At 66.9% G+C, this 24,134-nt stretch carries 18 protein-coding genes and 1 rRNA gene; 6 read left to right on the top strand and 13 right to left on the bottom strand.

Annotation, left to right across the window (positions count from 1 at the left end; all coding sequences use genetic code 11):
• The first annotated feature begins 42 nt into the window (after window positions 1-42).
• From rrf to GJV26_RS05790, 5 genes are all read left to right on the top strand, one after another.
• Window positions 43-155 (top strand): 5S ribosomal RNA (gene rrf / locus GJV26_RS05810).
• 646 nt (window positions 156-801) lie between these two features.
• Window positions 802-3,246 carry a DUF8189 domain-containing protein gene (locus GJV26_RS05805; RefSeq protein WP_155708001.1) on the top strand — a complete coding sequence of 815 codons (2,445 nt, stop codon included), beginning with the start codon at window positions 802-804 and terminating at the stop codon, window positions 3,244-3,246.
• A 10-nt stretch (window positions 3,247-3,256) separates the two neighbouring features.
• Entirely contained in the window at window positions 3,257-3,526 is a 270-nt protein-coding gene (locus GJV26_RS05800) for a hypothetical protein (RefSeq protein ID WP_155708000.1), read from the top strand.
• Window positions 3,527-3,679: 153 nt separating this feature from the next.
• Entirely contained in the window at window positions 3,680-5,125 is a 1,446-nt protein-coding gene (locus GJV26_RS05795; protein WP_155707999.1) for a DUF2868 domain-containing protein, read from the top strand.
• Window positions 5,122-6,582, top strand: a complete 1,461-nt coding sequence (locus tag GJV26_RS05790; RefSeq protein ID WP_155707998.1) for a DUF3482 domain-containing protein — start codon at window positions 5,122-5,124, stop codon at window positions 6,580-6,582. Before GJV26_RS05795 ends, GJV26_RS05790 begins: the two co-directional genes overlap by 4 nt.
• Before the next feature lie 96 nt (window positions 6,583-6,678).
• Here GJV26_RS05790 and GJV26_RS05785 read toward each other — a convergent pair whose 3' ends face one another.
• Both GJV26_RS05785 and GJV26_RS05780 read right to left on the bottom strand, forming a co-directional pair.
• Window positions 6,679-7,950, bottom strand: coding sequence for a nitronate monooxygenase (locus tag GJV26_RS05785; protein WP_155707997.1), 1,272 nt, complete (start codon window positions 7,948-7,950; stop codon window positions 6,679-6,681).
• 30 nt (window positions 7,951-7,980) lie between these two features.
• Complete coding sequence (locus GJV26_RS05780; protein ID WP_155707996.1) at window positions 7,981-8,466, bottom strand: YajQ family cyclic di-GMP-binding protein; 486 nt, start codon at window positions 8,464-8,466, stop codon at window positions 7,981-7,983.
• A 135-nt stretch (window positions 8,467-8,601) separates the two neighbouring features.
• Between GJV26_RS05780 and murB the strand changes: the two genes are divergently transcribed.
• On the top strand, window positions 8,602-9,630 hold the full coding sequence (gene murB / locus GJV26_RS05775) for a UDP-N-acetylmuramate dehydrogenase (RefSeq protein ID WP_155707995.1): 1,029 nt from the start codon (window positions 8,602-8,604) through the stop codon (window positions 9,628-9,630).
• 19 nt (window positions 9,631-9,649) lie between these two features.
• Here murB and GJV26_RS05770 read toward each other — a convergent pair whose 3' ends face one another.
• From GJV26_RS05770 to GJV26_RS05720, 11 genes are all read right to left on the bottom strand, one after another.
• Window positions 9,650-10,672, bottom strand: coding sequence for a diguanylate cyclase domain-containing protein (locus tag GJV26_RS05770; RefSeq protein WP_155707994.1), 1,023 nt, complete (start codon window positions 10,670-10,672; stop codon window positions 9,650-9,652).
• Window positions 10,673-10,709: 37 nt separating this feature from the next.
• The gene (gene cheB, locus GJV26_RS05765) at window positions 10,710-11,738 is read right to left on the bottom strand and encodes a chemotaxis-specific protein-glutamate methyltransferase CheB (RefSeq protein ID WP_155707993.1); all 1,029 of its coding nucleotides are present in this window, start codon (window positions 11,736-11,738) and stop codon (window positions 10,710-10,712) included.
• Entirely contained in the window at window positions 11,735-14,089 is a 2,355-nt protein-coding gene (locus tag GJV26_RS05760) for a hybrid sensor histidine kinase/response regulator (protein ID WP_155707992.1), read from the bottom strand. The genes cheB and GJV26_RS05760 overlap by 4 nt, the downstream gene beginning before the upstream one ends.
• Window positions 14,090-14,099: 10 nt before the next feature.
• The gene (locus tag GJV26_RS05755; RefSeq protein ID WP_155707991.1) at window positions 14,100-14,684 is read right to left on the bottom strand and encodes a chemotaxis protein CheW; all 585 of its coding nucleotides are present in this window, start codon (window positions 14,682-14,684) and stop codon (window positions 14,100-14,102) included.
• An 11-nt stretch (window positions 14,685-14,695) separates the two neighbouring features.
• Window positions 14,696-16,054: a CheR family methyltransferase gene (locus GJV26_RS05750; protein WP_155707990.1), complete on the bottom strand. Its 1,359-nt coding sequence runs from the start codon at window positions 16,052-16,054 to the stop codon at window positions 14,696-14,698.
• Complete coding sequence (locus GJV26_RS05745) at window positions 16,051-16,503, bottom strand: chemotaxis protein CheW (RefSeq protein ID WP_155707989.1); 453 nt, start codon at window positions 16,501-16,503, stop codon at window positions 16,051-16,053. Before GJV26_RS05745 ends, GJV26_RS05750 begins: the two co-directional genes overlap by 4 nt.
• A gap of 10 nt (window positions 16,504-16,513) precedes the next feature.
• On the bottom strand, window positions 16,514-18,316 hold the full coding sequence (locus GJV26_RS05740; RefSeq protein ID WP_308807618.1) for a methyl-accepting chemotaxis protein: 1,803 nt from the start codon (window positions 18,314-18,316) through the stop codon (window positions 16,514-16,516).
• Window positions 18,317-18,473: 157 nt separating this feature from the next.
• Entirely contained in the window at window positions 18,474-19,706 is a 1,233-nt protein-coding gene (locus tag GJV26_RS05735; protein ID WP_155707987.1) for an argininosuccinate synthase, read from the bottom strand.
• Window positions 19,707-19,724: 18 nt separating this feature from the next.
• The gene (locus GJV26_RS05730; RefSeq protein WP_155707986.1) at window positions 19,725-20,132 is read right to left on the bottom strand and encodes a VOC family protein; all 408 of its coding nucleotides are present in this window, start codon (window positions 20,130-20,132) and stop codon (window positions 19,725-19,727) included.
• Between the two features lie 20 nt (window positions 20,133-20,152).
• Window positions 20,153-21,079 carry an ornithine carbamoyltransferase gene (gene argF, locus GJV26_RS05725; protein ID WP_155707985.1) on the bottom strand — a complete coding sequence of 309 codons (927 nt, stop codon included), beginning with the start codon at window positions 21,077-21,079 and terminating at the stop codon, window positions 20,153-20,155.
• A gap of 239 nt (window positions 21,080-21,318) precedes the next feature.
• On the bottom strand, window positions 21,319-24,132 hold the full coding sequence (locus GJV26_RS05720) for an ATP-binding protein (protein ID WP_155707984.1): 2,814 nt from the start codon (window positions 24,130-24,132) through the stop codon (window positions 21,319-21,321).
• Window positions 24,133-24,134 lie beyond the last annotated feature (2 nt).

Genomic DNA, 24,134 nt, shown 5'->3' with positions numbered 1-24,134 from the left:
GCTGCGCTGCCCAGCAGGGAGCGACGCTACGTACAAGTCATGCCTGATGACCATAGCAAGTCGGTCCCACCCCTTCCCATCCCGAACAGGACCGTGAAACGACTTTGCGCCGATGATAGTGCTGCAACCAGTGTGAAAGTAGGTTATCGTCAGGCTGTTATATAGAGAAACCCCCACCAGCCTGAACGCGCTCAAGATCGCGTTCAGTGCAGATGGGGGTTTTTTGCTTTGGAGCGCTGCTTCAGCAGGGCGCTGCGGACTGGGCGCCAGGTCCCGAGCCGTCGTCACGCCGGCCATTGGCCGACGTGACACTTTGCGCCGATTGCTCCGTCTGGCATTGCCAGACGTCGCTACTGCAACCAGCGTGAAAGTGGGTTCAACCAGGCTGTTATATAGAAAAACCCCGTTAGCGATCGCTGGCGGGTTTTTTTGCTTTGTGTGGCAGAAACGCATGGGAAAGCCGGTGTCAGACACCTTTTCCTTTGGAAAAAGTGACTGACACCAATACTCGGCTACCAGTATTCAGTTTTACAGTCGTGCCTTTCAACATGCCGGAGCGTAGCAAGGTCCGTGGTGTTGATCAGCCGGGCACTGCCCGGCGTCGCTCTTCCATTTTGCCTATCGCACTGTGCTCATCGGATCAAAATTAATTTGCTGCGGTGCTGACGATAAAGCAAGCCTTCGTCGAATTTTGTCCTAGTATCAAAACAGGAACTCCGTCCACCGTGGACTGGAGGCAGGGCGCATGTCCGCTCTGAATTGCGCGTGATGACGTGGTGCTTAGACTAGGGAGGAGGCAGCATGAAAGCGAAACAACAGAAAGGCGCGGCTGCGCCAACGACCGACGGTTGTGGCTGTGCGGAACCCAACGGTGCGACAGGCGTACGAGCCAGCGAGGGCAACGGTTTGTCCCACTTCCAGATGGCCGGCGAACAACCGGCAGGGCTGGTCGACCCGAACGATCGCGGCATGCCAGGTGTATCGAAGCGGGCACCGGAAGGCGGCATGCCGGGCGGCGGCATGACCGAACGGGCGGACAGCCGCAATGACCGCATGCCCGGTGGCGAAATGAACGGTGGCGGCAACAGTCATGGCGGGTCAGGCGGCATGGGCGGATCGGGCGGGTCGGGCGGATCGGGCGGGGCCGGTTTTGGCGGGTCGGGTGGTGCCAATCCGCCCCGGGTGCGGCGTTGCGCAACCATGGACGTGCACCGGCGGCTGCTGTCGACCAATCCCGCTTATGCGCGGGCGCGCGATTTCATCGAACTGCAGGCGCAGCGCTATGAACTGGGCGCAGCCAGTCCGCAGCGCACGGGCGTCACCCGGATTCCCGCCGTCGTGCACGTGGTCTGGAATACCGCGGAGCAAAACATTTCCGATGCACAGATCGCCAGCCAGATCGATGTGCTGAACCGCGATTTCCGCCGCAACAACCCGGATGTGAGCACGACGCCGGCGCCGTTCCTGCCGCTGGCAGCCGATTCCCGCATCGAATTCTTCCTCGCCACCACCGACCCCGATGGCGCACCCTCGACGGGGGTCGAGCGCCGGCAGACCACGGTGGCTTCGTTCAGCGACGACGATGCTGTCAAGTCGGCGGCCAGCGGCGGCCTGGACGCATGGCCGGCGGATCGCTACCTGAACATCTGGGTATGCCAGCTGGGCGGCGGCTTGCTCGGCTACGCGCAGTTCCCCGGCGGCCCGGCCCAGACCGATGGCGTGGTCTGCCTGCAGTCCGCGTTCGGTACCACCGGCACGGCAGCGGCCCCGTTCGACCTCGGCCGCACCACCACGCATGAAATCGGCCATTGGCTCGATCTCTTCCATATCTGGGGGGACGACGGCACCGGCTGTTCGGGCTCGGACAACGTGGCCGATACGCCGAACCAGGGCGGCGCCAATACCGGCGCACCGACTTTCCCCCATGTCTCGTGCAACAACGGCCCGAACGGCGACATGTACATGAACTACATGGATTATGTCGACGACCGGGCGATGGTGATGTTCACCGCCGGCCAGGTCGCACGCATGCAGGCATGCCTGGACGGCGTGCGCGCGAGCATCGGGCTGGACGCGGCGACGTCCAACCGGCCCAGCTCCGAGCCCGTGGTGGCATGGGGGCCCAACCGGCTCGACGTGTTCGTGCTCGGCACGGATCGCGCGCTGTACCACAAGTGGTGGGATGGAGCCGGCTGGGGGCCGTCGGTGACCGGCTATGAACACATGGGCGGCGTCTGCACCAGCGTGCCGCAGGCGGTGGCGTGGGGGCCGAACCGCCTCGATGTCTTCGTCACCGGCACCGATAGTGCGCTGTACCACAAGTGGTTCGACGGCTCCGGCTGGGGCCCGTCGCTGACCGGTTATGAAAACATGGGCGGCATCTGCTCCGGCGACCCGCGCATCGTGTCGTGGGGCCCGAACCGCCTCGATGTATTCGTGCTGGGCACCAACCGGGCGCTGTTCCACAAGTGGTTCGACGGGACCGCCTGGGGGCCGTCGCTCACCGGTTACGAGGACATGGGCGGGATCTGTATCGGGCAGCCGGAAATCGTCTCCTGGGGGCCGAACCGGCTGGACGTGTTCGTCATCGGCACCGACCGGGCGCTGTATCACAAATGGTTCGACGGAACCGCATGGGGCCCGTCGCCGACCGGCTACGAGCGGCTGGGAGGCATCTGCATGTCGGCCCCGCGCGCCGTCGCCTGGGGCCCGAACCGGCTCGACGTCTTCGTCACCGGCACCGATGGAGCGCTGTACCATAAATGGTGGGATGGCTCCGCATGGGGGCCGTCGGCCGACGGCTTCGAACGCATGGGCGGCATCTGCGTGGGCCAGCCGGAAGTGGTGGCATGGGGGCCGAACCGCCTCGATGTGTTCGTCATCGGCACCGACAGCGCGCTGTACCACAAATGGTTCGACGGAACCGCATGGGGGCCATCGCTCACCGGTTACGAGAACCTGGGAGGCATTTGCACGTCGGTACCCCGCGTGGCGTCCTGGGGCCCGAACCGGCTAGATATCTTCGTTACCGGCACGGACAGCGCGCTTTATCACAAGTGGTGGGATGGCGCGGCATGGGGCCCGTCGGCAACCGATTACGAGTTCATGGGCGGCGTGATCTCGGCGTTTCGCGAGAGTGGGGAGGCGCAGGGTAATTTGCCGGTACCGACACCCGTATCCCAGCAACCCGCGCTCCCTGACATCACCAGGGATACGCAGCCCCAGTCGCTGACGTTGCACCACTGACGGGAGACCCATGGAAAACCGTCCACCAACCATGGGCGCGGCACTGACCTGGGCCCACTCGTTCGAAGAAGACGAGGGGGATATCCAGGTCTACCGCCCGCGCGACACCTTTCCGTTTCCGTCCAGCCGGCGCGGGCGGGAAACGCTCGTCATCGATCCGTCCGGCCACGCCATGACCGCCATGCCGGGGCCGGATGACCGGATGTCGGCGCAGCAGCCCGCGCCGCCTTTCGACATCGTGGAAGCCTCCGGGGATGTGCTGAAAGTGCGCAAGCGCTGACGGCTCATGCCGCCCGGCCCCGCGGGCAATCGCCGGCGGGGCCGGCTTCTCGCCCCGTACTGCCCCCGGCGCCGCATCCCGCACCGTACCCTGCACGTACGACTGCCGTTCGGAGGGAACGCTACAATGGACGTTCAATGAAGAGGAACGTCCATGAACGAAGAGCTGGCCCGCAACGTGGTCCTGGTCCGCGCGATCGAGACCACCGACCAGAAGCGTGAAATCCTCAGCGACGACGATCGCCGCTATGCCAACCGGACCGCCCGCGAGCTGGCGCAGTGGCAGGCATCGGAAACCAGGGGGCCTGCCACTTCGGAACATTTCCTGCAGCAGCGCTCCGAACAGATCATCAAGAAGTTGTCCCAGCGGCACGCGGCGTTCGCGGCGTTTGCTAAACGCGTGCCCGGGCTGCATGCGACGGCCTGGCTGCTGCCGTTGCTGGCCCTGCTGCTGGGTGCCGGCCTGGACCGGATCACCGACCCGCACCGCGTCGACCTGCTGTCGGCGCCGCTGCTGGCGATCATCGCCTGGAACCTGCTCGTCTACGTGGTGATGCTGGTCTGGCTGTGCGTTCCGAAGGCCGGCGTCACGCGTGCCCGGGCGGCATGGATCCGCTCGCTGTCGGTAGGCAAGGGCGCAATGCCACGCAAGATGCCGCACGCGTTGTCCTCGTGCCTCCATGCGTTCATGGCCGACTGGGCGCAGCTGAGCGCGCCGCTGAACGGCGCGCGGCTGTCGCGCACGATCCACCTCTGTGCCGCGCTGTTCGCCGCCGGCGCCATCGCGTCGCTGTATGCGCGCGGCATGCTGGCGCAATATGGCGCCGGCTGGGAAAGCACGTTCCTCGACGCCGCGCAGGTGCACGAACTGCTGGCCATCCTGTTCTGGCCGGCGATCACCGTATTCGGCTTGCAGGGTTTTACACTGGCCGATGTGCAGGCGCTGCACTTCGCCGCCCGCGCGCCGGCGGCGGCCGTGGACGGCGCCCGCTGGGTACACCTGTACGCGGCAACCCTGGTGCTGCTGGTTGTCCTGCCGCGCCTCGTGTTCACGGCGTTTGCCGCCAGCCGCGCCGCGCTGCTGGAACGCCGCTTTCCCCTCGATCTCGACCAGCCGTACTTCCGCCAGCTGAACGACGCCGCCGGTGGCGAGCCGGGCACGCTGCGCGTGCTGCCGTACAGCTTCACGGTGGATGAGGCGCGCAGTCGCGGCCTCGAGGCGGTGGCCGCGCAACTGCTGGGCGAGCGGGCCCGCGTGCGCCTGCTGCCCCCGGTGGCGTATGGCGCCGATCCGGCCGCCGCGCTGCGCGAACTCGATCCGCGCGATCCCGGCGTCACATCGACGGCCCTGCTGTTCAGCCTGGCCGCCACGCCCGAGAAGGAAAACCACGGCGCCTTCATTGCCCATGCAACCGGCACGCTGGCCGGGCGCGCCGTCGTGCTGCTCGACGAATCGGCGTTCAGCAGCCGCACGCCCGATCCGCAACGCGTGCGCGAGCGGATCGAGCTGTGGCGCGAGTTCTGCGTGTTCCATGGCGCCGATCCCGTCGTGGTCGACCTGCTTGCGGCGCAAGTGCCGGCCAGGGGGGAGGGCGCATGAGCGAAACCATCCAGCTGGCCCTGATCTCGCACACCAACAACGGCAAGACCACGCTGGCCCGCACGCTGCTGGGCATGGATGTGGGCGAGGTGCGCGACGCCGCGCACGTGACCGCCATGAATGAATCGCACACGCTGCAGGCCACCGAGCAGGGCGACCGCCTGGTACTGTGGGATACCCCCGGTTTCGGCGATTCGGTGCGGCTGATGAAGCGCCTCGCCATGGCCGGCAACCCGATCGGCTGGTTCCTGCGCGAAGTGATCGACCGCTATCGCGACCGCCCGTTCTGGCTCAGCCAGCAGGCGCTGCGCGCCGCGCGCGACGATGCCGACATCGTGCTGTACCTCGTCAATTCCGCCGAGCGGCCCGAGGATGCGGGCTACCTGCCTTCGGAAATGCGCATCCTGGAATGGCTCGGCAAGCCGGTGCTGGTCCTGCTGAACCAGATGGGGCCGCCGCGGCCGGCGGCCGAGGAACAGGCCGAGCAACTGCGCTGGCGCGAGCACATGCGCCAGTATGGCGCCGTGCGCGACGTGCTGCCGCTCGACGCGTTCGCCCGCTGCTGGGTGCACGAGCATGTATTCTACGAAGTGCTCGGGCGGCTGGTGCCCGAACCGAAGCGCCAGGCGCACGAGCGCCTGCTGGCCGCGTGGGAAGCGCACAACGCGCAGCGCTTCCACCAGTCGATGGCCGTGATCGCGCAGCAGCTGCACGACGCGGCCCGCGACCGGCAGGTGGTCGAGACCGCGCAGAAGAGCATGCTGGGCTCCGCGCTGAAGCTGGTGGGTATCGGCAAGGGGGACGACCGCAAGCGTCAGGAGCGGGCCATGAACACGCTCGTCGCGCGCCTCAATCTCGGCATCGGGCAAGCCACCGTCAGCCTGCTGTCGCTGCACCGGCTCGATGCCAGCGCGGCCACCACGATCAATGCGCGCGTCAGCAATAACTTCGTCGTCAAGGCGCCGGTCGAGAAAGGCCAGGCGGCGTTGCTGGGCGCGATCGTGTCCGGTGCCGCCACCGGTCTTTCCGCCGACCTGGCCGCCGGCGGGCTCACGCTCGGCACCGGCGCGCTGCTGGGTGGCGTGATCGGCGCGCTCACGTTCGCCGGCGCCGCCTGGGGCTTCAATGCCGGCACCGACCGCAACACGCCGTCGATCACGCTGTCCGACGAATTCCTGCGCACGCTGCTGGTTACCAACGTGCTGCGTTACCTCGCCGTCGCCCACTTCGGCCGCGGGCGCGGCAATTTCGTCGAAAGCGAAGCGCCGGCGTTCTGGCAGGATGAGGTGGAGCAGGCCATCGCGTTGCGCGAGGCGGAGTTCGGTCCGCTGTGGCGCACGCTGCGCGACCAGGAAGATCCGGACATCGCGCACACCACCGCGCTGCTGGCGGGTATCACCCGGCGGGTACTGGAACGGCTGTACCCGGGGGCCATGCCGGCCGCCGGGCGGCACTGACGGCACCATGAAAAACGGCGCGACCCCTGGAGGGCCGCGCCGTTTCGTTTGCATCGACTGTTCGCATCCGGCCGCGAAGAGAAGTACCCGAACTCCTTAAGCCGCTTCCGCTTCCTCGCGCGCCGGCAGCGCGATCTGGTTGTCGGTGCTGAACTGGTAATCGCGGAACACGTGCTCGGCGCTCAGGAGCTGGTAGTTGCCGTCGGCCAGCTTGTGCGTGGTGTCCTTCAGCCGGTAGGTGTAATGGCCGCAGGTCCAGCAATTGAAGTTGCGCATGTGCGTGCACAGGCAGGTCTTGTCCATCACCTTCACGCCCTTGTCGCTGCCGCCGTTGGCCATCACTTCGCGGTTGTACGAATTGATGTACGAGCAGTTGCCGTTGGCGTCCAGCAGGTAGCCGTACGACTCGCAGCCCGGGCGCGTGTTGGTGCCGATCGCCGGCGTGTTGCGCAGCATCCGCATCGGGTAGCCGGTGGGCGAGATGCCGTTGACGATCACGTCTTCTTCCGTGGCCTTCGCGTATTCCTGCTTGACCTTGTCCGGCAGGCCGCATTCCTTCGTGATCGTGAAGCGCGTGGCCACCTGCACGCCGGCCGCGCCCATCTCGAGGAACGAGACCGCGTCGCTGCCGGTGAAGATGCCGCCGGCGGCGAGCACGGGAATGGCGAGGCCTTCCTGCTTCAGGTAGGCCAGCACCTCGCCGGTGATCTGGTGCAGGTCGTATTCGGCCCAGTCTTCCAGGCCGAAGCCCAGGTGGCCGCCGGCCAGCGGGCCTTCGACGATCACGAAATCGGGCAGGCGGTCGAGCTTGGCGTTCTTGCGCAGGAAGATCTGCAGCGCCCGCACGGACGACACGATGATGCCCAGCTTGGCGTCGCGGAAGCGCGGGTGGTCCGCCATCAGGCCGAACGAATTGAAGTGCAGGCCGGCCGACAGCGTGATGCCGTCGATGCCGGCATCGAGCGCCGCGTTCAGGCGCACGCGCAGCGTTTCGCGCGGGCCGTTCATCGTCAGCTTCTCCATGCAGTTCACGAAGATCAGGCCGGGCCCTTTCTTCGCTTCCATGGTCTTGCCGATGTGCAGGCGCTGCGCTTCGGCCAGGCGCTCGAGGTCGAACTGCACCACCGCCTTGTCCATGTTATTGATGTTGAACTTGTAGAGCTTGGTCTTTTCCTTGACGAAGCTGGTGTCGAAGCGGCGGTCGGAAACGTCTTCCACCATCGCATCGGAAATATGGCCGATACCACCCAGGCGTGCCGCCTCAAGCGCCAGCCCGGCCGTGGAAATATCCACGCCCATGCCGCCGATCATGATGGGCACGTACTCTTTGTCGCCGAACCGCAGGCGGAAATCATCAACACGTTTCATTGCTATCCTCAGGGGCTGCCGGGAGCCGGATCAGTCGCGGAAGTTGTTGAACTCGAGCGGCGTATCGGCCACTTCCTTGCGCAGCAGCGCCATCGCCGATTGCAGGTCGTCGCGCTTGGCGCCGGTCACGCGTACCGATTCGCCCTGGATGCTGGCCTGCACCTTCATCTTGCTTTCCTTGATGATCTTGGTGATCTTCTTGGCCGTCTCCGTCTCGATGCCGTTCTTCACCTTGATCACCTGCTTGACCTTGTCGCCGCCGATCTTCTCGATCTTGCCTTCGTCGAGGAAGCGCACGTCGACCTTGCGCTTGGCCAGTTTGTTGGTCAGCACGTCCCTCACCTGGCTCAGCTGGAAGTCGGAGTCGGCGAAGGCCGTCAGCTCGTGCTCCTTCTGTTCCACGCGCGCGTCGCTGCCCTTGAAATCGAAACGGGTAGTGATTTCCTTGTTGGACTGGTCGACTGCATTGCGCACTTCGATCATGTCCGCTTCGGATACGACGTCAAACGATGGCATGATGTTTCCTTTCGAATTTTTATTGCTCGCGGTAATGCCGCGTAAGAGATGGCGACATTTTAACGGACGCACGCAACGAACGGTCGATCGTTTTTATTACGGCGCTCTATAATCGAGCAAATTACTCAGCTTGCCATGTATCCAGAACCGACCCTCCAGCACGATATTTCCCTGCGCGACTTCAATACCTTCGGCATCGCCGCGCGTGCCCGGCATTACCTGCGCATCACGGCCGAGGGCCAGCTGGCGGCGGTGCTGGCCGATCCCGCGCTGGCCGCGCTACCGCGGCTGGTGCTCGGGGGCGGCAGCAACCTGCTGCTGACCGGCGACTTTCCCGGCTTGGTGCTCCACATGGCCAACAGCGGCCGCGAAATCGCCGGCGAAACGGGGCATCACGTGCTGGTGCGCGCCCAGGCGGGCGAGAACTGGCACGGCTTCGTCGAATGGACGCTGGGGCAGGGCCTCGGCGGCCTGGAAAACCTGGCGCTGATCCCCGGCACCGTGGGCGCGGCGCCGATCCAGAACATCGGCGCCTACGGGCTCGAAACCAAGGATGTGTTCCACAGCCTCACCGCTTTCGATCCCGCTACCGGAACGCTGCGCACGCTCGATGGCGCCGCCTGCCGTTTCGCCTACCGCGACAGCATCTTCAAGCACGAGGCCGGGCGCGGCCTGATTATCGTCGATGTCACGTTCGCGCTGCCGCGCGCCTGGCGGCCGAACCTGCGTTACGCCGAGCTCGCCAATGCGCTGGCGCAAGGGGGAAGCGCCGAACCCACCGCGCGGCAGGTGGCCGATGCCGTGATCGCGATCCGGCGCCGCAAGTTGCCGGACCCGGCCGTGATCGGCAATGCCGGCAGTTTCTTCAAGAATCCCGTGGTGAGCGCCGCGCAGTGCTCCGCGCTGCTGGAACGGTTTCCCGATCTCGTGCACCACCGCCAGGAAGACGGCACCGAGAAGCTGGCGGCAGGCTGGCTGATCGACCAGTGCGGCTGGAAGGGCCGGACCCTCGGCGCGGCGGGCGTGTATCCGAAGCAGGCGCTGGTATTGGTAAACCATGGCGGCGCCACCGGCGCCGACGTTCGACGCCTGGCGCAGGCAATCCAGGCCGACGTGCAGGCGCGCTACGGCGTGCTGCTCGAGCCCGAGCCGGTGTTCGTGTAGACGCGGTTGATCGATCGTCTTAGATCGACGGCCAGGCGCTGACGGCCCGGTTGCGCCCGGCATCCTTGGCCGCATACAGGGCGCGGTCGGCATCGTTCACCAGCTCGGCCGGCGAGCTGCCGGTGACGGGGATCAGCGTGGCGATCCCGATCGACATCGTGACGATGGTGTGCGGCGACTGCGGGTTGTCGATTTGCAGTTCGGCCAGCGCGCGCAGGCAATCGTCTGCCACGGCCTGTGCACCGGCTTCATCCGTATCGGGCAGCACCAGCGCGAATTCCTCGCCGCCGTAGCGTGCCGCCAGGTCGGCCGGGCGCTTCAGGCAGGCCGTCATCACGGCCGCCGCCTTTTTCAGGCACAGGTCGCCGGCCATGTGGCCGAACGTGTCGTTGTACAGCTTGAAGCAGTCGATATCGCACAGCAGCAGCGATAGCGGGCGGCGCTCGCGCTGGCCGCGCTGCCATTCGTTGTGCAGCGTGCTGTCGAAGCGGCGGCGGTTGGCAATGCCGGTCAGGCTGTCCAGCGCGGCCAGCTTCTGCAGTTCGATATTCGCTTCGGCCAGGTGGTTCTGGCTCTCGCGCAGGAAACGGAACGCTTCGTCGCGCTGCAGCCGGCTGATGTAGGCGCCGGAGTGGTAACGCACGCGCGCCAGCAGTTCCAGCCGGTCCGGCAGCTTGACCAGGTAATCGTTGGCGCCCACCGCGAAGCCATGCGCCTTCGATGCGGCCTCATCCCGGGCCGACAGCACGATCACGGGCACATGCTGCAGCTGGGGCGTGGCGCGGTAGCGGCGAATCAGGTCGAAACCGTCCCAGCCCGGCATCACCAGGTCCTGCAGGATCACGGTTGGCTGCAGCCGCTCGGCGCAATCGGCCGCCTTGGCCGGATCGGTCACGAAATGGAATTCGATGTCGGGCTGGTCGGCCAGCATGCGGCGCACGGCTTCGACCACCAGCAACTGGTCGTCGATGAGCAGTACGCGCACCTTGAAGTTCGTGAGGGCAAATTCCGGTTCCGCACCAGCGGAGAAGGCCTGCGACATCGGGCATTCCTAAATCAGGGTTAAGCGCTGGCGGCCCTCAGGATTTGCCTCCAGTAGTGGTGCGCAAGAAGGGGCCGATTTTTTCCAGCGGCAGGATCAGTTGCGCGGCATCGAGTTCGGCAGCCGCCCGCGGCATGCCGTACACAGCGCTGGTGGCCTGGTCCTGCGCCACCGTGGTCTTGCCTGCGCGGCGCATGGCCAGCAGGCCTTCGCCGCCGTCGCGGCCCATGCCGGTGAGCAGGATGCCGATGGCATCCTCGCGCCAGTGCTGCGCCACGCAGCGGAAGAACACGTCGACCGAAGGCCGGTAAGCATAATCCCTCGGCACCGCATCGTAACCCAGTTGGTGATTTTCATCCAGTACCAGATGGTCATTGCTCTTTGCAATCATCACGGTGCCGCCCATCAACGAATCGCGATGCTCGATCGGGCGCACCGGCATCGTCAGCTGGTCGCCCAGCCACCTGGCAAAGTGGTCGGCAAAGTTCTCGTCGATGTGCTGCACCACCACGATCACGCAATCAGGCGGCGCCTGCCAGCCGGCCAGCATGCGCGCCACCGCCACCGGCCCGCCGGTCGACGCGCCTATCGCCACCAGCGTGCGCTTTGCCGGTGCCGCGCGTTCGGCGAGCGGCGGGGAAGGGCGCAGTTGCAGGCCTTGCGTGCCGCCGCTGTGCCGGATCAGCTTTTCCATCGTGCGCAGCTTGGCCAGCAACTGGGCACCGCCCTGGTCGTGGCCGGGCAGCAGCATCGGCGTGGCGGTCACGTCCAGCGCGCCGGCACCCAGGGCGCGGAATACCTTGTTGACGCTGTCCTGCGGCCGCCCGGTAACGATCAGGATCGCGCACGGCGACTCGGCCATGATGCGGCGCGTGGCCTCCACGCCATCGAGTTCGGGCATGTTCAGGTCCATCAGCACCAGGTCGGGGCGGTAATCGGCGCACATGCGCACCGCTTCCAGCCCGGTGCGGGCAATCCACAGCACCTGGTGCAGCTTGGTGGAGGCGATCACGCGGCGCAGCGCCTCCGCGGCCATCGGCATGTCATTCGCGATGCCGATTTTCATCGGAACGCATCTCCGATCAGGTCGGCCACCGCATCGAGCAGCGTCTCGTCATGGAAACTGCCTTTCGTAAGGTAGTAGTCGGCGCCGGCGGCCAGGCCGCGCGCGCGGTCTTCCGGCCGGTCCTTGTACGACACGATCATCACGGGCAATGTATGCAAGTGCAGGTCCTTCTTGATCAGGTTCACGAGTTCGATACCATCCATGCGCGGCATGTCGACATCGGTGATGACCAGGTCGTAATCGCCGGAGCGCGCGGCATTCCAGCCGTCCATGCCATCGACCGCTATATCGACTTCGAAGCCGCGGCCCGTCAACAGCTTGCGCTCCATCTCGCGCACCGTCAGTGAATCGTCGACCACGAGGATGCGTTTCATTTTACGCCTTGCCGCGTTGCCCGCGCGCGCCAATTGGTGTAGGCCGCCTTCGGCCAGCAATTTGTCGATCGACATCAGCAGATCGGATACATCCAGGATCAGCACCGGTTCGCCGTCGTTCAGCAGGGCCGCGGCGGCGATGTTGCGCAGCTTGCCGAAGATCGCGTCGATACTGTGAACGGCCAGGCTGTGTTCCCCGCGGATCGCATCGACCACCAGACCGTAGCGGTGACTGCCGGTGCCGACCACGATCACCGGCAGCAGTTCCTGGTGCGTCATCTCGCCCAGTTCCAGCACCTGCGCGGCCGAGACCAGCCCCACGTTCGCGCCATCGAACTCGAAGAACTGCTTGCTCTCGAGCGTATGGATGGCGCTGCGCGGCACCTGCAGCACGCGCTCCACCTTCACGATCGGCAGCGCATAGGCTTCGCCGCCCACGTCCACGACCAGCGAACGCACGATCGACTGTGTCAGCGGCAGCGTGATGTGGGTCCGGAAGCCATGCCCCGGCTGCGATTCCAGCCGCACCGTGCCGTTCTGCTCGCGGATCGTGTCGTGCACGATGTCCAGGCCCACGCCGCGGCCGGAAATCTCGGTCACCTCCGCCTTCAGGCTGAACGCGGGCAGGAACAGGAACTGCATCAGCTCCGCGTGCGACATCGTGTCCGCCATCGCCTGGGCGGCCATGCGGCGCGCCACCACGGCGGTGCGAATGCGTTCGGGGTCGACGCCGCCGCCGTCGTCGTGGATCTCGATGTTCAGCATGCCCGCCCGGTGGCGCGCTTCCAGGACGATGGTGCCGTGCTGCGGCTTGCCGGCGCGTACCCGCGCCTCGGGCGATTCGATGCCGTGGTCCACGGCGTTGCGCAGCATGTGGTTCAGCGGGCTTTCGATGCGCGCCAGGATGTCGCGGTCGACCAGGGTTTCCTCGCCGCGGATCTCGAGCCGCACATCCTTGCCCAGGCTGCGGGCCAGGTCGCGTACCATGCGCGGAAAGTGGTGCACGCCATCGCGGAACGGCCGCATGCGCAGCGCCAGCACTTCGTCGACCATGCCCTGGGCCACGTTCAGCAGGCGGCGCTCGTACTGTTCCATGTCCGCCACGTGCGCCAGCACGAACTGCTTCAGCGGCTGGCCGCGCTGCAGCACCTGGGCGGCCTTTTCGCGCAGCACCGGGTCGCCGCTGCGGCCGATCGCTTCCTGCAAGTCGTCCAGCGCGGTGAACAGCGCCGCCTGGTGGCGCTTGTGGCGCTGCATCGCCTGGATCAGCGGCTGCATGCGGTGCGCGGCGATGCGCGCCTCGCCGGCCAGCGACAGCAGGCGGTCGGACTGCATGCCCGGCTTGCCGCCGCGCTGCGCCGGTGCTTCGGGCTGCGCTGCCGGCCGCGGTGCCGTATTCGATTCCGTATTCGATTCCATACCCGGCTCCGCCGGCTCCTGCACCGGGTCCGATGCCGCCGGCCGGGGCGGCGTCGGGTGCGCTGGTGCCGGCCCGTCAAGGAACGGTGCCGGTGCCGGAGCTGGTACCGGCACGGGGGTGGATGATGGCGCCGGCGCAAAGGCCACCGGTTCGGGCAGGAACGCAATGTTCCGGATCGCATCCATCGTGCTGCGCAGTGTGTCGCCGTGCGCGCCCAGCCAGCCCTGCAGGCCGCTTTCCTGCAGGTGCGAGCACTGCACGATCAGGTCCACGCCGGCCAGCAGCACGTCGACACGGTTCGGCGTCAGTTTCAGCAGCCCGTGCTGGGCGGCGATGAACGCATCTTCCATGCCGTGCGACAGTTGCACGATCACATCGAGCCCGACGATCGCGGCGGCGCCCTTGATCGAATGGGCGGCACGCATCATCGCCTCCAGGTCCGCCGGATCGGCATGGTGTTCGACGGAGAGCAGGCCGTCGGTCAGCGCCTGGGTCTGGCTCTCCGCCTCCATGCGGAACAGTTCCAGCATCGAGAATCCGGACAGGTCGTCGCTCATTGCAGCATCCTCATCGCAGCGTCCTCGCCAGTTGCGGGCCCAGCAGTGCGGCATCCAGCAGGCCGATGCGCAGGTCGCCCTCCGCCACCACGCCGGCCAGGTAGCGCTGCGTGCCCTTGTTGATGGTGGCCGCCGGCGGTTGCACGCGCGCGCCGGCATAGCGCACGATGCCGTGCAGGTCCGCCACCGGCAGCGCGTAGACGCGGCCCTCCCACTGCACCAGCAGCAGCCGTGCGAACGTATGGCGGCCGGTGCGGGCGCTGCCACCATCGGCGTCGATGTCGAGCAGGTCGGCCAGGGCCACGCACGGGTACAGCTGCCCGCCCACGTTGACGATGCCGCGCAACGCGCGCGCGGTGCGGTGCGGCACCCGGTGCGGCACCACATGGGGGGCGACCCGCAGCAGCATCGGCGTGGGCAGCGCCAGCCATTCGGCGCCCACGCGGAATGCCACGGCGGAAGCATCGGCCAGTTCGGTCTCGACGAGCGGCGCGCGGAAGTGTTCGGCCCATTCGTCCAGGTAGGCGTCGTCGATCGCGCGGCCTTCGCTGCGCGGGCGGTCTTCCGGTACATCGGAGGGTCTGGTTGGTCTCATCGTTCAGGTACTCATGATTCGGCCCGGTCGGCCTGGCGCCGGCGCCACACGCGGGCAGCGCGTTCGCGCAGGGTGTCCTGCGCCGCCGCGTCGCCGCGGCGCCCCGCCAGCAGCGCCAGGTGGCACAGCGCATCGTAATGGTCGGGCTCCAGGTAGATGCAGCGCCGCAGGTGGCCCTGGGCCTCGTCCGGTGCCGTCTCTTCGGTAAGCAATCCCAGCAGGAACCAGGCACCAGCGTTGTCCGGCTCGCGGGTGGTCAGCGTCCGGCAGATGGCTTCCGCGGCGCCCGGTTTGCCCTGGTCGGCCAGGCGCTGCGCTGATTCCAGCGTGCCGGACGCCGGTGCGGCAGGGGCGGCGGCAGGCGGGGGAGCCGCGGCGGGCTGCAGCGCGGGGCGTGGAGCAGGGCGTGGAGCGGGGCGGACGGGGATACCCGGCACGGCCGCCGGCACAGCGCCCCGCAGCGCGGCGCGGCGCTCGCGCAGCGCCGGGTCGTCCGGCAACTTGCGGCGGTCGGACGCCGCAACGTCGTCCTGCACCTTGCGGCGCCGCTCCGGCGTGTCGTTGACCGGCAGCGGCAATCCCGCGAAGGGCCCGTTCTCCGGCGCGCTCTCCTTGCACAACGCGAAAGCCTGGCGGTAGGGCAGCGTCGTGAAGCCGTTCTGCATGAACGACGGTACTTCGGCGTAGCCGGCCAGCAGCACGCCGTCGCCGGCCAGCAGCGCGGCCAGCCGCGCGATCGCGGCGGCGGTGGTCGGCGTATCGAAATAGATCAGCAGGTTGCGGCAGAAGATCACGTCGTACGTGCCAGGCGGCGCCAGCTCGCTCGTCAGCAGGTTGCCCTGGCGAAAGCGCACGCGCCGCCGCAGGCCCGCATCGATGCGGTACCGGTCCTCCCCCTCCTGCGTGAAATGGCGTTCGCGAAAGCCCAGGTCCTTGCCGCGGAACGCGTTGCGGCCGTACAGCCCTTCCTGCGCGCGGGCGATGCACGCGGTGGACAGGTCGACCGCGTCGATCGCGAAGGCGGTGGGCGGCACGCCGGCATCGACCAGCGCCATCGCCAGCGTATAGGGTTCCTCGCCGCCGGCGCAGGGGATCGACAGCATGCGCAGCAGTTGCCGCTCGCCCGCCGCCAGCCGCCGTTTCGTGTAGGCGGCCGCCACCGCAAATGCCTGCGGATCGCGGAACAGCCACGATTCCGGCACCACCACCAGTTCGATCAGCGCGGCCAGTTCGGCATCGTCCAGGCGCTGCCCATACGCCTTGCGGTCGGCGATGCCGATGGCGGCCATCCGGCTGCGCACGGCGCGTTCGACCGTGTCGCGCGTCAGGTTCAGGCCTGTCGCCGCGCTCAGCCGCTGCAGCGTGTTCATCGCGGTCCGTCCTGGAACAGCAGCGCGCGCAGCGCATCCGGCAGCATGCGGTCGGGTGCCACCAGCTGCACGATGCCTTGCGCGTCGCCGGCCACGCGGTCGAGGAAGGGCGCGGCCAGCACGCCGGCCGACGCCAGCGCGGCATCGTCGACATCGCGCACGCCGAGCACGCGTTCCGTCACCAGGCCGAGCGGATGCACGGCCCCGTCCGGACCCGTGTAATCGACCAGCACGATGCGCGTGTCGGCCCGGCGCGCCGCCGCCGCGCCGCCGCCGATCAGCGCCACGTCGATCACGGGAATGCCGGTACCGTGCAGGTTCATCAGGCCGGCCACCGCCTCGGGCGCGCCCGGCAGGGCCTTCAGCGCCATCAGCGGCATCACGCTGCGGATCGCCGCCAGCGGCAAGCCGTAGCGGTCAGGCCCGATATGGAAGACCAGCACCTTCATGGCAGCCGGCTCAGACGTTGACCGCGAACGTGGCGACGGACGTCTGCAGGTCGGTGGCCGCATACTGCAGCTGGTGCACGGCTTCGCTGGTAGCCTTCAGCGATTCCACCGTCTGCTGCGTGGCGTCGTTCAGCTGCATCATCGTTTCGGTGATCTGCTGTGCGCCCACGGCCTGCGACTGCATGCCCTGCAGCACGGCGTCGAACTGCGGCGCCAGTTTGCGCACCTCTTCCATCATGCCGGACAGGTGGTCGGTGACCGCGCGCACCTCGCCCACGTTGCGGCGGATCTCCTCGGAGAACTTGTCCATGCCCATTACGCTGGCGGACACGGCGGACTGCATCTCCTTGAGCATCTGTTCGATGTCCCACGTCGATACCGAGGTCTGGTCGGCCAGGCGGCGGATCTCGGTGGCGACCACCGCGAAGCCGCGGCCGGCTTCGCCGGCCTTTTCGGCCTCGATCGCGGCGTTCAGCGACAGGATGTTGGTCTGGTCGGCCACCTTGGTGATCGTCGTCAGCACGCTGTTGATGTTCGATGCCTTCTCGGACAGCGCAGCCAGCTTGGCGTTGATCGAATCGGTGGCCGAGACCATGTTCTGCATCGTCGCATCCATGCGACGCAGGTTTTCCTGCGCCTCGGCGGTGGCGGTCGTGGTGTAGTCGGCCACGGCGGTGGCGTCTTCCATCGTCTTGAGCAGCTGCGACGTGTTCGACGAGATTTCCTTGGTGGTCGACAGCACCTCGACGCTGGTCTGTGCCTGCTCGACGCCGGTGGCTTCCTGCTCCTTGGCGGAGGCTGCGATCTCGGTGGCCGAGGTGGTGACCTGGATGCCGGCCTTCTGGATGTTGTTGAGCAGCAGGCGCAGGTTGTCGAACATGCGCGCCAGGCCATGGCCGAGCTGGCCGATGGCGTCGTTGCCGCCGATCTCCACCTTGCCGGTCAGGTCGCCGGAAGCGGCCCTGGAAACCACCGCCAGCAGCGAATCGACCTTCGAACGCAGCTCGTCCGTGGTGGCGCGTTCGCGCTGCTGGTTGTCCTGGATCGCCTGCGCCATGCGGTTGAATTCCGTGCCTACCTGGCCCAGTTCGTCGCGCGTGACGACTTCCACGCGGGCGCCCTGGTCGCCGGCCGCGACGCGCGCCACCACGTTCGTCAGGTTGTTCAGCGGCCCCATGATGGCGCGCGTGAGCAGGTACACGATCGCCATGCCCAGCAGCACGCAGGTGGCGCCGCCGGCCAGCAGCACCGTGTTCATGTCGGCGCGCAGGTCGGCGGCGACTTTCGAACGCGATGCCAGCAGGCGGTTTTCATCGGCGCGCATCTCGTCGAGCAGCGCGTGCACGGCGCTGATCGCGGGGCTGCCCTGCTGGAATTGCGGCATGCGGCCGATCACGTCGGCGGCACCGGGCGTGTCGGCCAGTTGCCGCCGGCGTGCGGTGGCCGGATCGACCACGTCGCGCACCCAGGCGTTGATCAGCGATTCGAGCTGGCGCAGGCGGGCCATCTGCGCCGGATTGTCGACCACCAGCTTGCGCAGCGCCTCGATCGTGGCGGGCACCCTGGCGAGCTCCGCGCGCGCCTTGGTCATGCGCACCTCGGAGCCGGTGAGGTAATAGCCGCGGGTCTCGGCCTGGACTTCCATTACGGCGATACTGATGCCGTCGACCGCGTGGATCACCTGCATCGTATGCCGGTCCCACCCGTTCGCTTCGGACAGCCGGGCGAAGTTGTTGTATGCCAGGACCAGCAGGACCAGGATGATGGCAAGGATGGCGCCGAAGCCGGCGTACAGCTTGTTCTTGATGCTCATGTTCTGGATCATCGTGTCTGTCGCATGCGAAGAGTTCGTGTCGTGGGCAATGTATCACTTTCCGCGCGCGCGGCGTGCACGTGCGGGAGTGAATGGATGTAAAAAGGGCTGCCGTGGGGCAGCCCTTGGTGTTCAAGCGAAACTAGATCGCCGGCAATTACTGGCCGCGCTTCAGGCGTGCGTTGGCGGCGATGCGCATGCGCAGCGCGTTCAGCTTGATGAAGCCGCCGGCATCGGCCTGGTCGTAGGCACCGCCGTCTTCGTCGAAGGTGGCGATGTTCTGGTCGAACAGCGAATCGGTCTTCGAATCGCGCGCCACGACGATGACGTTGCCTTTGTACAGCTTGATGCGCACCCAGCCGTTCACGGTCTGTTGCGTGTGGTCGATCAGCGTCTGCAGCGCCACGCGTTCCGGCGACCACCAGTAGCCGTTATAGATCAGCGAAGCGTAGCGCGGCATCAGGTCGTCCTTCAGGTGCGCCACTTCGCGGTCCAGCGTGATCGATTCGATCGCGCGGTGGCCCTTCAGCATGATCGTGCCGCCCGGCGTTTCATAGCAGCCGCGCGACTTCATGCCCACGTAGCGGTTTTCCACCAGGTCGAGCCGGCCGATGCCGTGCTTGCCGCCCACGCGGTTCAGTTCCGTCAGCACTTCGGCGGCGCTCATGCGCTTGCCGTTCAGGGCCACGATGTCGCCCTTTTCGTATTCCAGGTCCAGGTACTCCGCCTCGTCCGGTGCCTGTTCCGGCGACACGGTCCAGCGCCACATCGATTCCTCGGCTTCGGCGCTCGGGTTTTCAAGGTGGCGGCCTTCGAACGAGATGTGCAGCAGGTTGGCGTCCATCGAGTACGGCGCGCCGCCGTTCTTGTGCTTCATGTCGATCGCGATGCCGGCGTCTTCCGCGTACTTCAGCAGTTTTTCGCGCGACAGCAGGTCCCATTCACGCCATGGGGCGATCACTTTCACGCCCGGTTTCAGCGCATAGGCACCCAGTTCGAAGCGCACCTGGTCGTTGCCCTTGCCGGTGGCGCCGTGCGAGATCGCATCGGCACCGGTTTCGTTGGCGATCTCGATCAGGCGCTTGGCGATCAGCGGACGCGCGATCGACGTGCCCAGCAGGTATTCGCCTTCATATACGGTATTGGCGCGGAACATCGGGAACACGAAGTCGCGCACGAACTCTTCGCGCACGTCGTCGATGTAGATGTTTTCCGGCTTGATGCCGAACTTGATCGCCTTGGCGCGCGCCGGCTCCAGTTCCTCGCCCTGGCCCAGGTCGGCCGTGAAGGTGACGATTTCGCACTGGTAGTGATCCTGCAGCCACTTCAGGATCACGGAGGTGTCCAGGCCGCCGGAATAGGCGAGGACTACTTTTTTAATGTCGCTCATTGCAGTTCCAATCTACGTTCAAACAGGGTCGTGGCATACCGCTTCGATGTTGTGCCCGTCAGGGTCCAGCACGAAGGCGCCAAAGTAATTAGGGTGATAGTGGGCGCGGATGCCGGGCGGGCCGTTGTCGCGCCCGCCAGCCGCCAGTGCCGCCGCGTAAAACGCTTCCACCAGCGCACGGCTGGTCACGCGCAGTGCAACGTGTACCGCGGCGTGCACCGTATTGCCGGCAAGTTTGCCTGGCGCGGCTTCGGAAATCCACAAATCGGGCTTGCCGTTCTCGCCGAAGCCGGCCACCCGGACGGTGCCCGTGATCTCCGGGCCCAGTTCCATCAGCCTGCCATAACCGATCGGTGCCAGCGCCTTCTCGTAGAACGCGCGGCTGGTTGAAAAATCGGTGACGATGATTCCAATATGGTCGATCATGACAAGGTTCCGTTCAGGAGTTATTGGCCGTCGATGCGGCCCAGCAGCAGGTATTCGATCAGTGCCTTCTGGATGTGCAGGCGGTTTTCCGCCTCGTCCCACACCACCGATTGCGGGCCGTCGATGACATCGGCCGCGACTTCCTCGCCGCGGTGGGCGGGCAGGCAGTGCATGAACAGCGCATCCGGCGCGGCTCGCGCCATCTTGGCGCTGTCGACGATCCAGCCGTCGAAGGCTTTCAGGCGCGCCGCGTTTTCCTCTTCGTAGCCCATGCTGGTCCACACGTCGGTATTGACCAGGTGGGCGCCGGCGCACGCGTCCGACGGATTGTCGAACAGCGTGAAACGGTTGGTGGAAACCTGCGACATGTCCATGTCATAGCCCTTTGGCGTGGACACGTTCACGTGGAAGCCGAACACTTCGGCGGCCTGCAGCCACGAATACAGCATGTTGTTGGCGTCGCCGATCCAGGCCACCGTCTTGCCCGCGATCGGGCCGCGGTGCTCGTAGTAGGTGAAGATGTCGGCGAATACCTGGCATGGGTGGTGCTCGTTGGTGAGCCCGTTGATGACGGGGACCCGCGAATTGGCGGCGAAGCGCTCGATGATTTCCTGGCCGAAGGTGCGCACCATGATGATGTCGCACATGCGGGACATCACCTGGCCCGCATCCTCCACCGGTTCGCCGCGGCCCAGCTGCGAGTCGCGCGTGTTCAGGTAGATCGCGGCGCCGCCCAGCTGGTGCATGCCGGCCTCGAACGACAGGCGGGTGCGGGTGGAATTCTTTTCAAACACCATCACCAGCGTGCGGTCGATCAGCGGGTGATAGATCTCGTAGTTCTTGAACTTGCGCTTGATGAGGTGCGCGCGCTCGATCACATATTCGTATTCTTCGAGGGTGAAGTCGGAAAACTGGAGATAATGCTTGATACTTTTTGGTATGGACATATTCACGACGAATTGGACGGCACCGGAGTGCTGCGCATTGTTCGAGACTGCCGGGAGGCAGGGCGGCGGTGCGGATCAACGTATGAAACATATAAAACGCACAACGGAAACGCACACCGAAATGCGGATCGGGCCGCGCACCGAAATACGCGTCGAAACATCTCGAACGTGTCAAACCGCCAAAGCTTCGCCCCGGGTAGCCAGCTTAGCAAGTTCATTATAAGGGGTTTTGCGAACGTCTAGTAGACCCGCCGCTCCGGGTCGTGGGCCGGAGCGACCAGCGGCAGCTCCAGCGTGAATGTCGTGCCGGCACCGTTGCTGGCCACGCTGATCCGGCCGCCCAGCAGGCCGGTCACGATGTTGTAGCTGATCGACAGGCCGAGGCCGCTGCCGCCGCGGCCAAGCTTGGTAGTGAAGAAAGGGTCGAAAATGCGCGACAGGTGCTCCCGGGGGATGCCGGCACCGTCGTCGGCGAACACCACGGTCACCTTGCCGTCCGGTCCCGCCACGGCCGTCAGCTGCATGGTGCCGCCGCCGCGCCCTTCGAACGCGTGCAGCAGCGCGTTGTTGATGAGGTTCGTGATCACCTGGCCGAACGGGCCGGGATAGCTGTCCAGCTCGATCCCTTCCGGCACGTCGCAGCCGATCCGGTGGTTCGAGGCGCGGATACGGTTCATCATCGTTGCCACGATCTCGTGCGTCACCTGGTGCAGCTGGAAGCGGCGGCGCTGTTCGGTGGTGCGGTCCACCGCCACCTGCTTGAAGCTGGCCACCAGGTCGGCGGCGCTGTGCAGCCCGCGCATCACCAGCTCGGCCGCCCGGTGCGCGTCGGCGATATAGGCGGCCAGTTCGGAACGGCGCAGGCCTGGCCCGTTCAGCGCGCGGTCGAGCTCGAGTGTCTTCTGTTCCAGCGTGCTGGCGATCAGCAGGCTGTTGCCGATCGGCGTGTTCAACTCGTGGGCGACGCCGGCCATCAGCGCGCCCAGCGCCGCCAGTTTTTCCTGTGCCACCAGCTGCGACTGGGCTTCCTGCAGCTGGCGGTAGGCCTGCGCGTTGTCGAGCGCGATCGCGCCATAGGCGCACAGCGTGCGGAAGATCAGCCGCTCGCGTTCGCCATAGGCGGCACGCTGGCGCGCCTGCACGCTCATGGCGCCCAGCACGCGCTCGCCCAGCAGCAGGGGCACGAACAGCGCGCTGGCGCAGTGCCTGCAGCCATCGATGGCGGGCGCATGCCGCGCCAGGTCGTCCACCACGATCTCGCGCCGTTCGTCCACGCAGCACGGGCTCCATGCGGTGGCGTCGCCCGGCGCGATCGTGAACGGTGCCAGGGGCGCGCCCGCTTCGGTGCCGAACGCCATCTCCAGCGCCGCACCGCCCGGCGCGCGCAGCATGATGGCGAAGGCGTAGGCCGGCAGCAGGGCATGCACGTGGCGGTCCAGCACCTCGTAGATGCCCTTGGCATCGAGATACATCGTGATTTCCTGCCCGATCGCGGACAACCGCTGCAGGATGGCGCTGGTCTGCTGCTGAAGTTCGGCGCGGCCCGCTTCGGACATCGCCAGCGCGCGATGGTGGCGTTCCTCGGCGCGTTCCTTTTCGGTCTGCCGCTGCACCTGCATCGCCATCGCGCGGTGCGTCGCTTCCTGGCTGTGCGTTTTCACGCGCGCGGCGCTGGCGGCACGCGCCGCCATGTAGGCCTCGCAATAGTCGCCTGCACGCGCATATTCTTCGCCGAGCGCGTCGTACAGGTCGCCGGGCACGATGTAGCCCTGGATGGTGGCCGCCACCCGCAGCGCCTGGCGGATGTAATGCAGCGCGGGGCTGGCTTCCGCCATGCCGGCCGGGCCGGGCAGGGCGTGCCGGCCGTGGATCAGCGCCAGCACGCGCAGGCCGGCCACCTGGTTGTAGACGTTGTGATGCCCGCCTGCCAGGCCGACCGCTTCCTGTGCCAGCACCAGCGCCTCGCCGGGCCGGTCCAGGAAGCACAGCGCATGGGCGGCGCCGCGCCGCGCCACCATGCGGAAATCGGCCTGGTCCAATGCATCGGCCCGCAGCGACAGCTGGCCGAACGCATCGAGCGCGCCGGCGTAATCGTGGCGCGCCAGGCACAGGTCGCCCGTGTACTGCAGCGCGATCGCGTACAGGCGGCTGTTCGCATAGGGCCGCAGCAGGTCCAGCGCTTCGCGCAGCAGTTCGCCGGCGGCATCGAGCCGGCCCAGGCGCCTCAGTGTGTCGCCGGTGTGCATCAGCGCCGCCGCCGTGCTGCGCGGCCATTGCTTCGGCCGCGCGGTATCGAGCGCGCGCTGCATCCATTCGAGCGCCGCGTGATGGTCGTTCAGGTGCGAGAATTTTTCACCGATATTGGTGGCGGCGATGATCGCGGTGCGCAACTGGCCGGTTTCCAGCGCCGCTTCCCAGGTGCGCAGGTAGTGGCGCACGGCGCCGCCGAAATCGCTGGCCTGGCTGGCGGCCATGCCGAGAAAGTCGTTGATCCAGCAGTCCAGCGCGGGCGGGCGCGGAAGGGCCGGATCGAAGTGCGCACCCCAGCGGGCGCGTGCCGTCTCCGGGTCGCGCAGCACGGCCCAGCGAGCACTGGCCGCCTCGGCGATCGCGGCGCGTTCCGCATCGCCGGCATCCTGGGCCGCCGCGGCGCTGCATTCCAGCTCGCGGTCGCGGCAGGCGTGGTCGCCCCGGTCGACCGCGATCCAGGCGCACAGCCAGTGCGCATCGGCGCAGCCGGCCATGTCGCCGATGGCGCGGAACGCATCGCGCGCGCCTTCGGCCATCGACCGGGCCCGATCGAGTTCGCCCGTCAGCCAGCGCCCCTCGGCGCGCAGCAGCTGCAGCCGGGCGGCGATGGCGCCCCGGGCCTGCGCATCGAGTTCCGGCAGCAGCAGTTCCGCTTCGTCCGCCAGCGCCATGGCGCGGCTGGTGTCGCGCTGGCGCAGGTGCCAGGCCAGTTCCGCCAGCACCGGCAACCGCGCCGCGCCGGCCAGCTCCGGCAGGGCCAGCTCCCACTGCGCAATCGCGTCGTCGCTGGCGAACAGGTCCATGA

The sequence above is a fragment of the Pseudoduganella dura genome (genome assembly GCF_009727155.1).
Classification (GTDB): Bacteria; Pseudomonadota; Gammaproteobacteria; order Burkholderiales; family Burkholderiaceae_D; genus Rugamonas; species Rugamonas dura.
Note: the sequence above shows the minus strand (reverse complement) of the source record. Positions and strands in the feature narration are given on the sequence as shown.

Excerpts from the sequence above, each read along its gene's own strand:
- GJV26_RS05800 (WP_155708000.1), top strand. The coding sequence starts at position 3,257 with ATGGAAAACCGTCCACCAACCATGGGCGCGGCACTGACCTGGGCCCAC.
- cheB (WP_155707993.1), bottom strand. The coding sequence starts at position 11,738 with ATGAAAATCGGCATCGCGAATGACATGCCGATGGCCGCGGAGGCGCTG.
- GJV26_RS05720 (WP_155707984.1), bottom strand. The coding sequence starts at position 24,132 with ATGGACCTGTTCGCCAGCGACGACGCGATTGCGCAGTGGGAGCTGGCC.
- GJV26_RS05780 (WP_155707996.1), bottom strand. The coding sequence starts at position 8,466 with ATGCCATCGTTTGACGTCGTATCCGAAGCGGACATGATCGAAGTGCGC.
- GJV26_RS05795 (WP_155707999.1), top strand. The coding sequence starts at position 3,680 with ATGAACGAAGAGCTGGCCCGCAACGTGGTCCTGGTCCGCGCGATCGAG.
- GJV26_RS05740 (WP_308807618.1), bottom strand. The coding sequence starts at position 18,316 with ATGAGCATCAAGAACAAGCTGTACGCCGGCTTCGGCGCCATCCTTGCC.
- GJV26_RS05790 (WP_155707998.1), top strand. The coding sequence starts at position 5,122 with ATGAGCGAAACCATCCAGCTGGCCCTGATCTCGCACACCAACAACGGC.
- GJV26_RS05770 (WP_155707994.1), bottom strand. The coding sequence starts at position 10,672 with ATGTCGCAGGCCTTCTCCGCTGGTGCGGAACCGGAATTTGCCCTCACG.
- GJV26_RS05760 (WP_155707992.1), bottom strand. The coding sequence starts at position 14,089 with ATGAGCGACGACCTGTCCGGATTCTCGATGCTGGAACTGTTCCGCATG.
- GJV26_RS05745 (WP_155707989.1), bottom strand. The coding sequence starts at position 16,503 with ATGAAGGTGCTGGTCTTCCATATCGGGCCTGACCGCTACGGCTTGCCG.
- argF (WP_155707985.1), bottom strand. The coding sequence starts at position 21,079 with ATGTCCATACCAAAAAGTATCAAGCATTATCTCCAGTTTTCCGACTTC.
- GJV26_RS05735 (WP_155707987.1), bottom strand. The coding sequence starts at position 19,706 with ATGAGCGACATTAAAAAAGTAGTCCTCGCCTATTCCGGCGGCCTGGAC.
- GJV26_RS05805 (WP_155708001.1), top strand. The coding sequence starts at position 802 with ATGAAAGCGAAACAACAGAAAGGCGCGGCTGCGCCAACGACCGACGGT.
- murB (WP_155707995.1), top strand. The coding sequence starts at position 8,602 with ATGTATCCAGAACCGACCCTCCAGCACGATATTTCCCTGCGCGACTTC.
- GJV26_RS05755 (WP_155707991.1), bottom strand. The coding sequence starts at position 14,684 with ATGAGACCAACCAGACCCTCCGATGTACCGGAAGACCGCCCGCGCAGC.
- GJV26_RS05730 (WP_155707986.1), bottom strand. The coding sequence starts at position 20,132 with ATGATCGACCATATTGGAATCATCGTCACCGATTTTTCAACCAGCCGC.
- GJV26_RS05750 (WP_155707990.1), bottom strand. The coding sequence starts at position 16,054 with ATGAACACGCTGCAGCGGCTGAGCGCGGCGACAGGCCTGAACCTGACG.
- GJV26_RS05785 (WP_155707997.1), bottom strand. The coding sequence starts at position 7,950 with ATGAAACGTGTTGATGATTTCCGCCTGCGGTTCGGCGACAAAGAGTAC.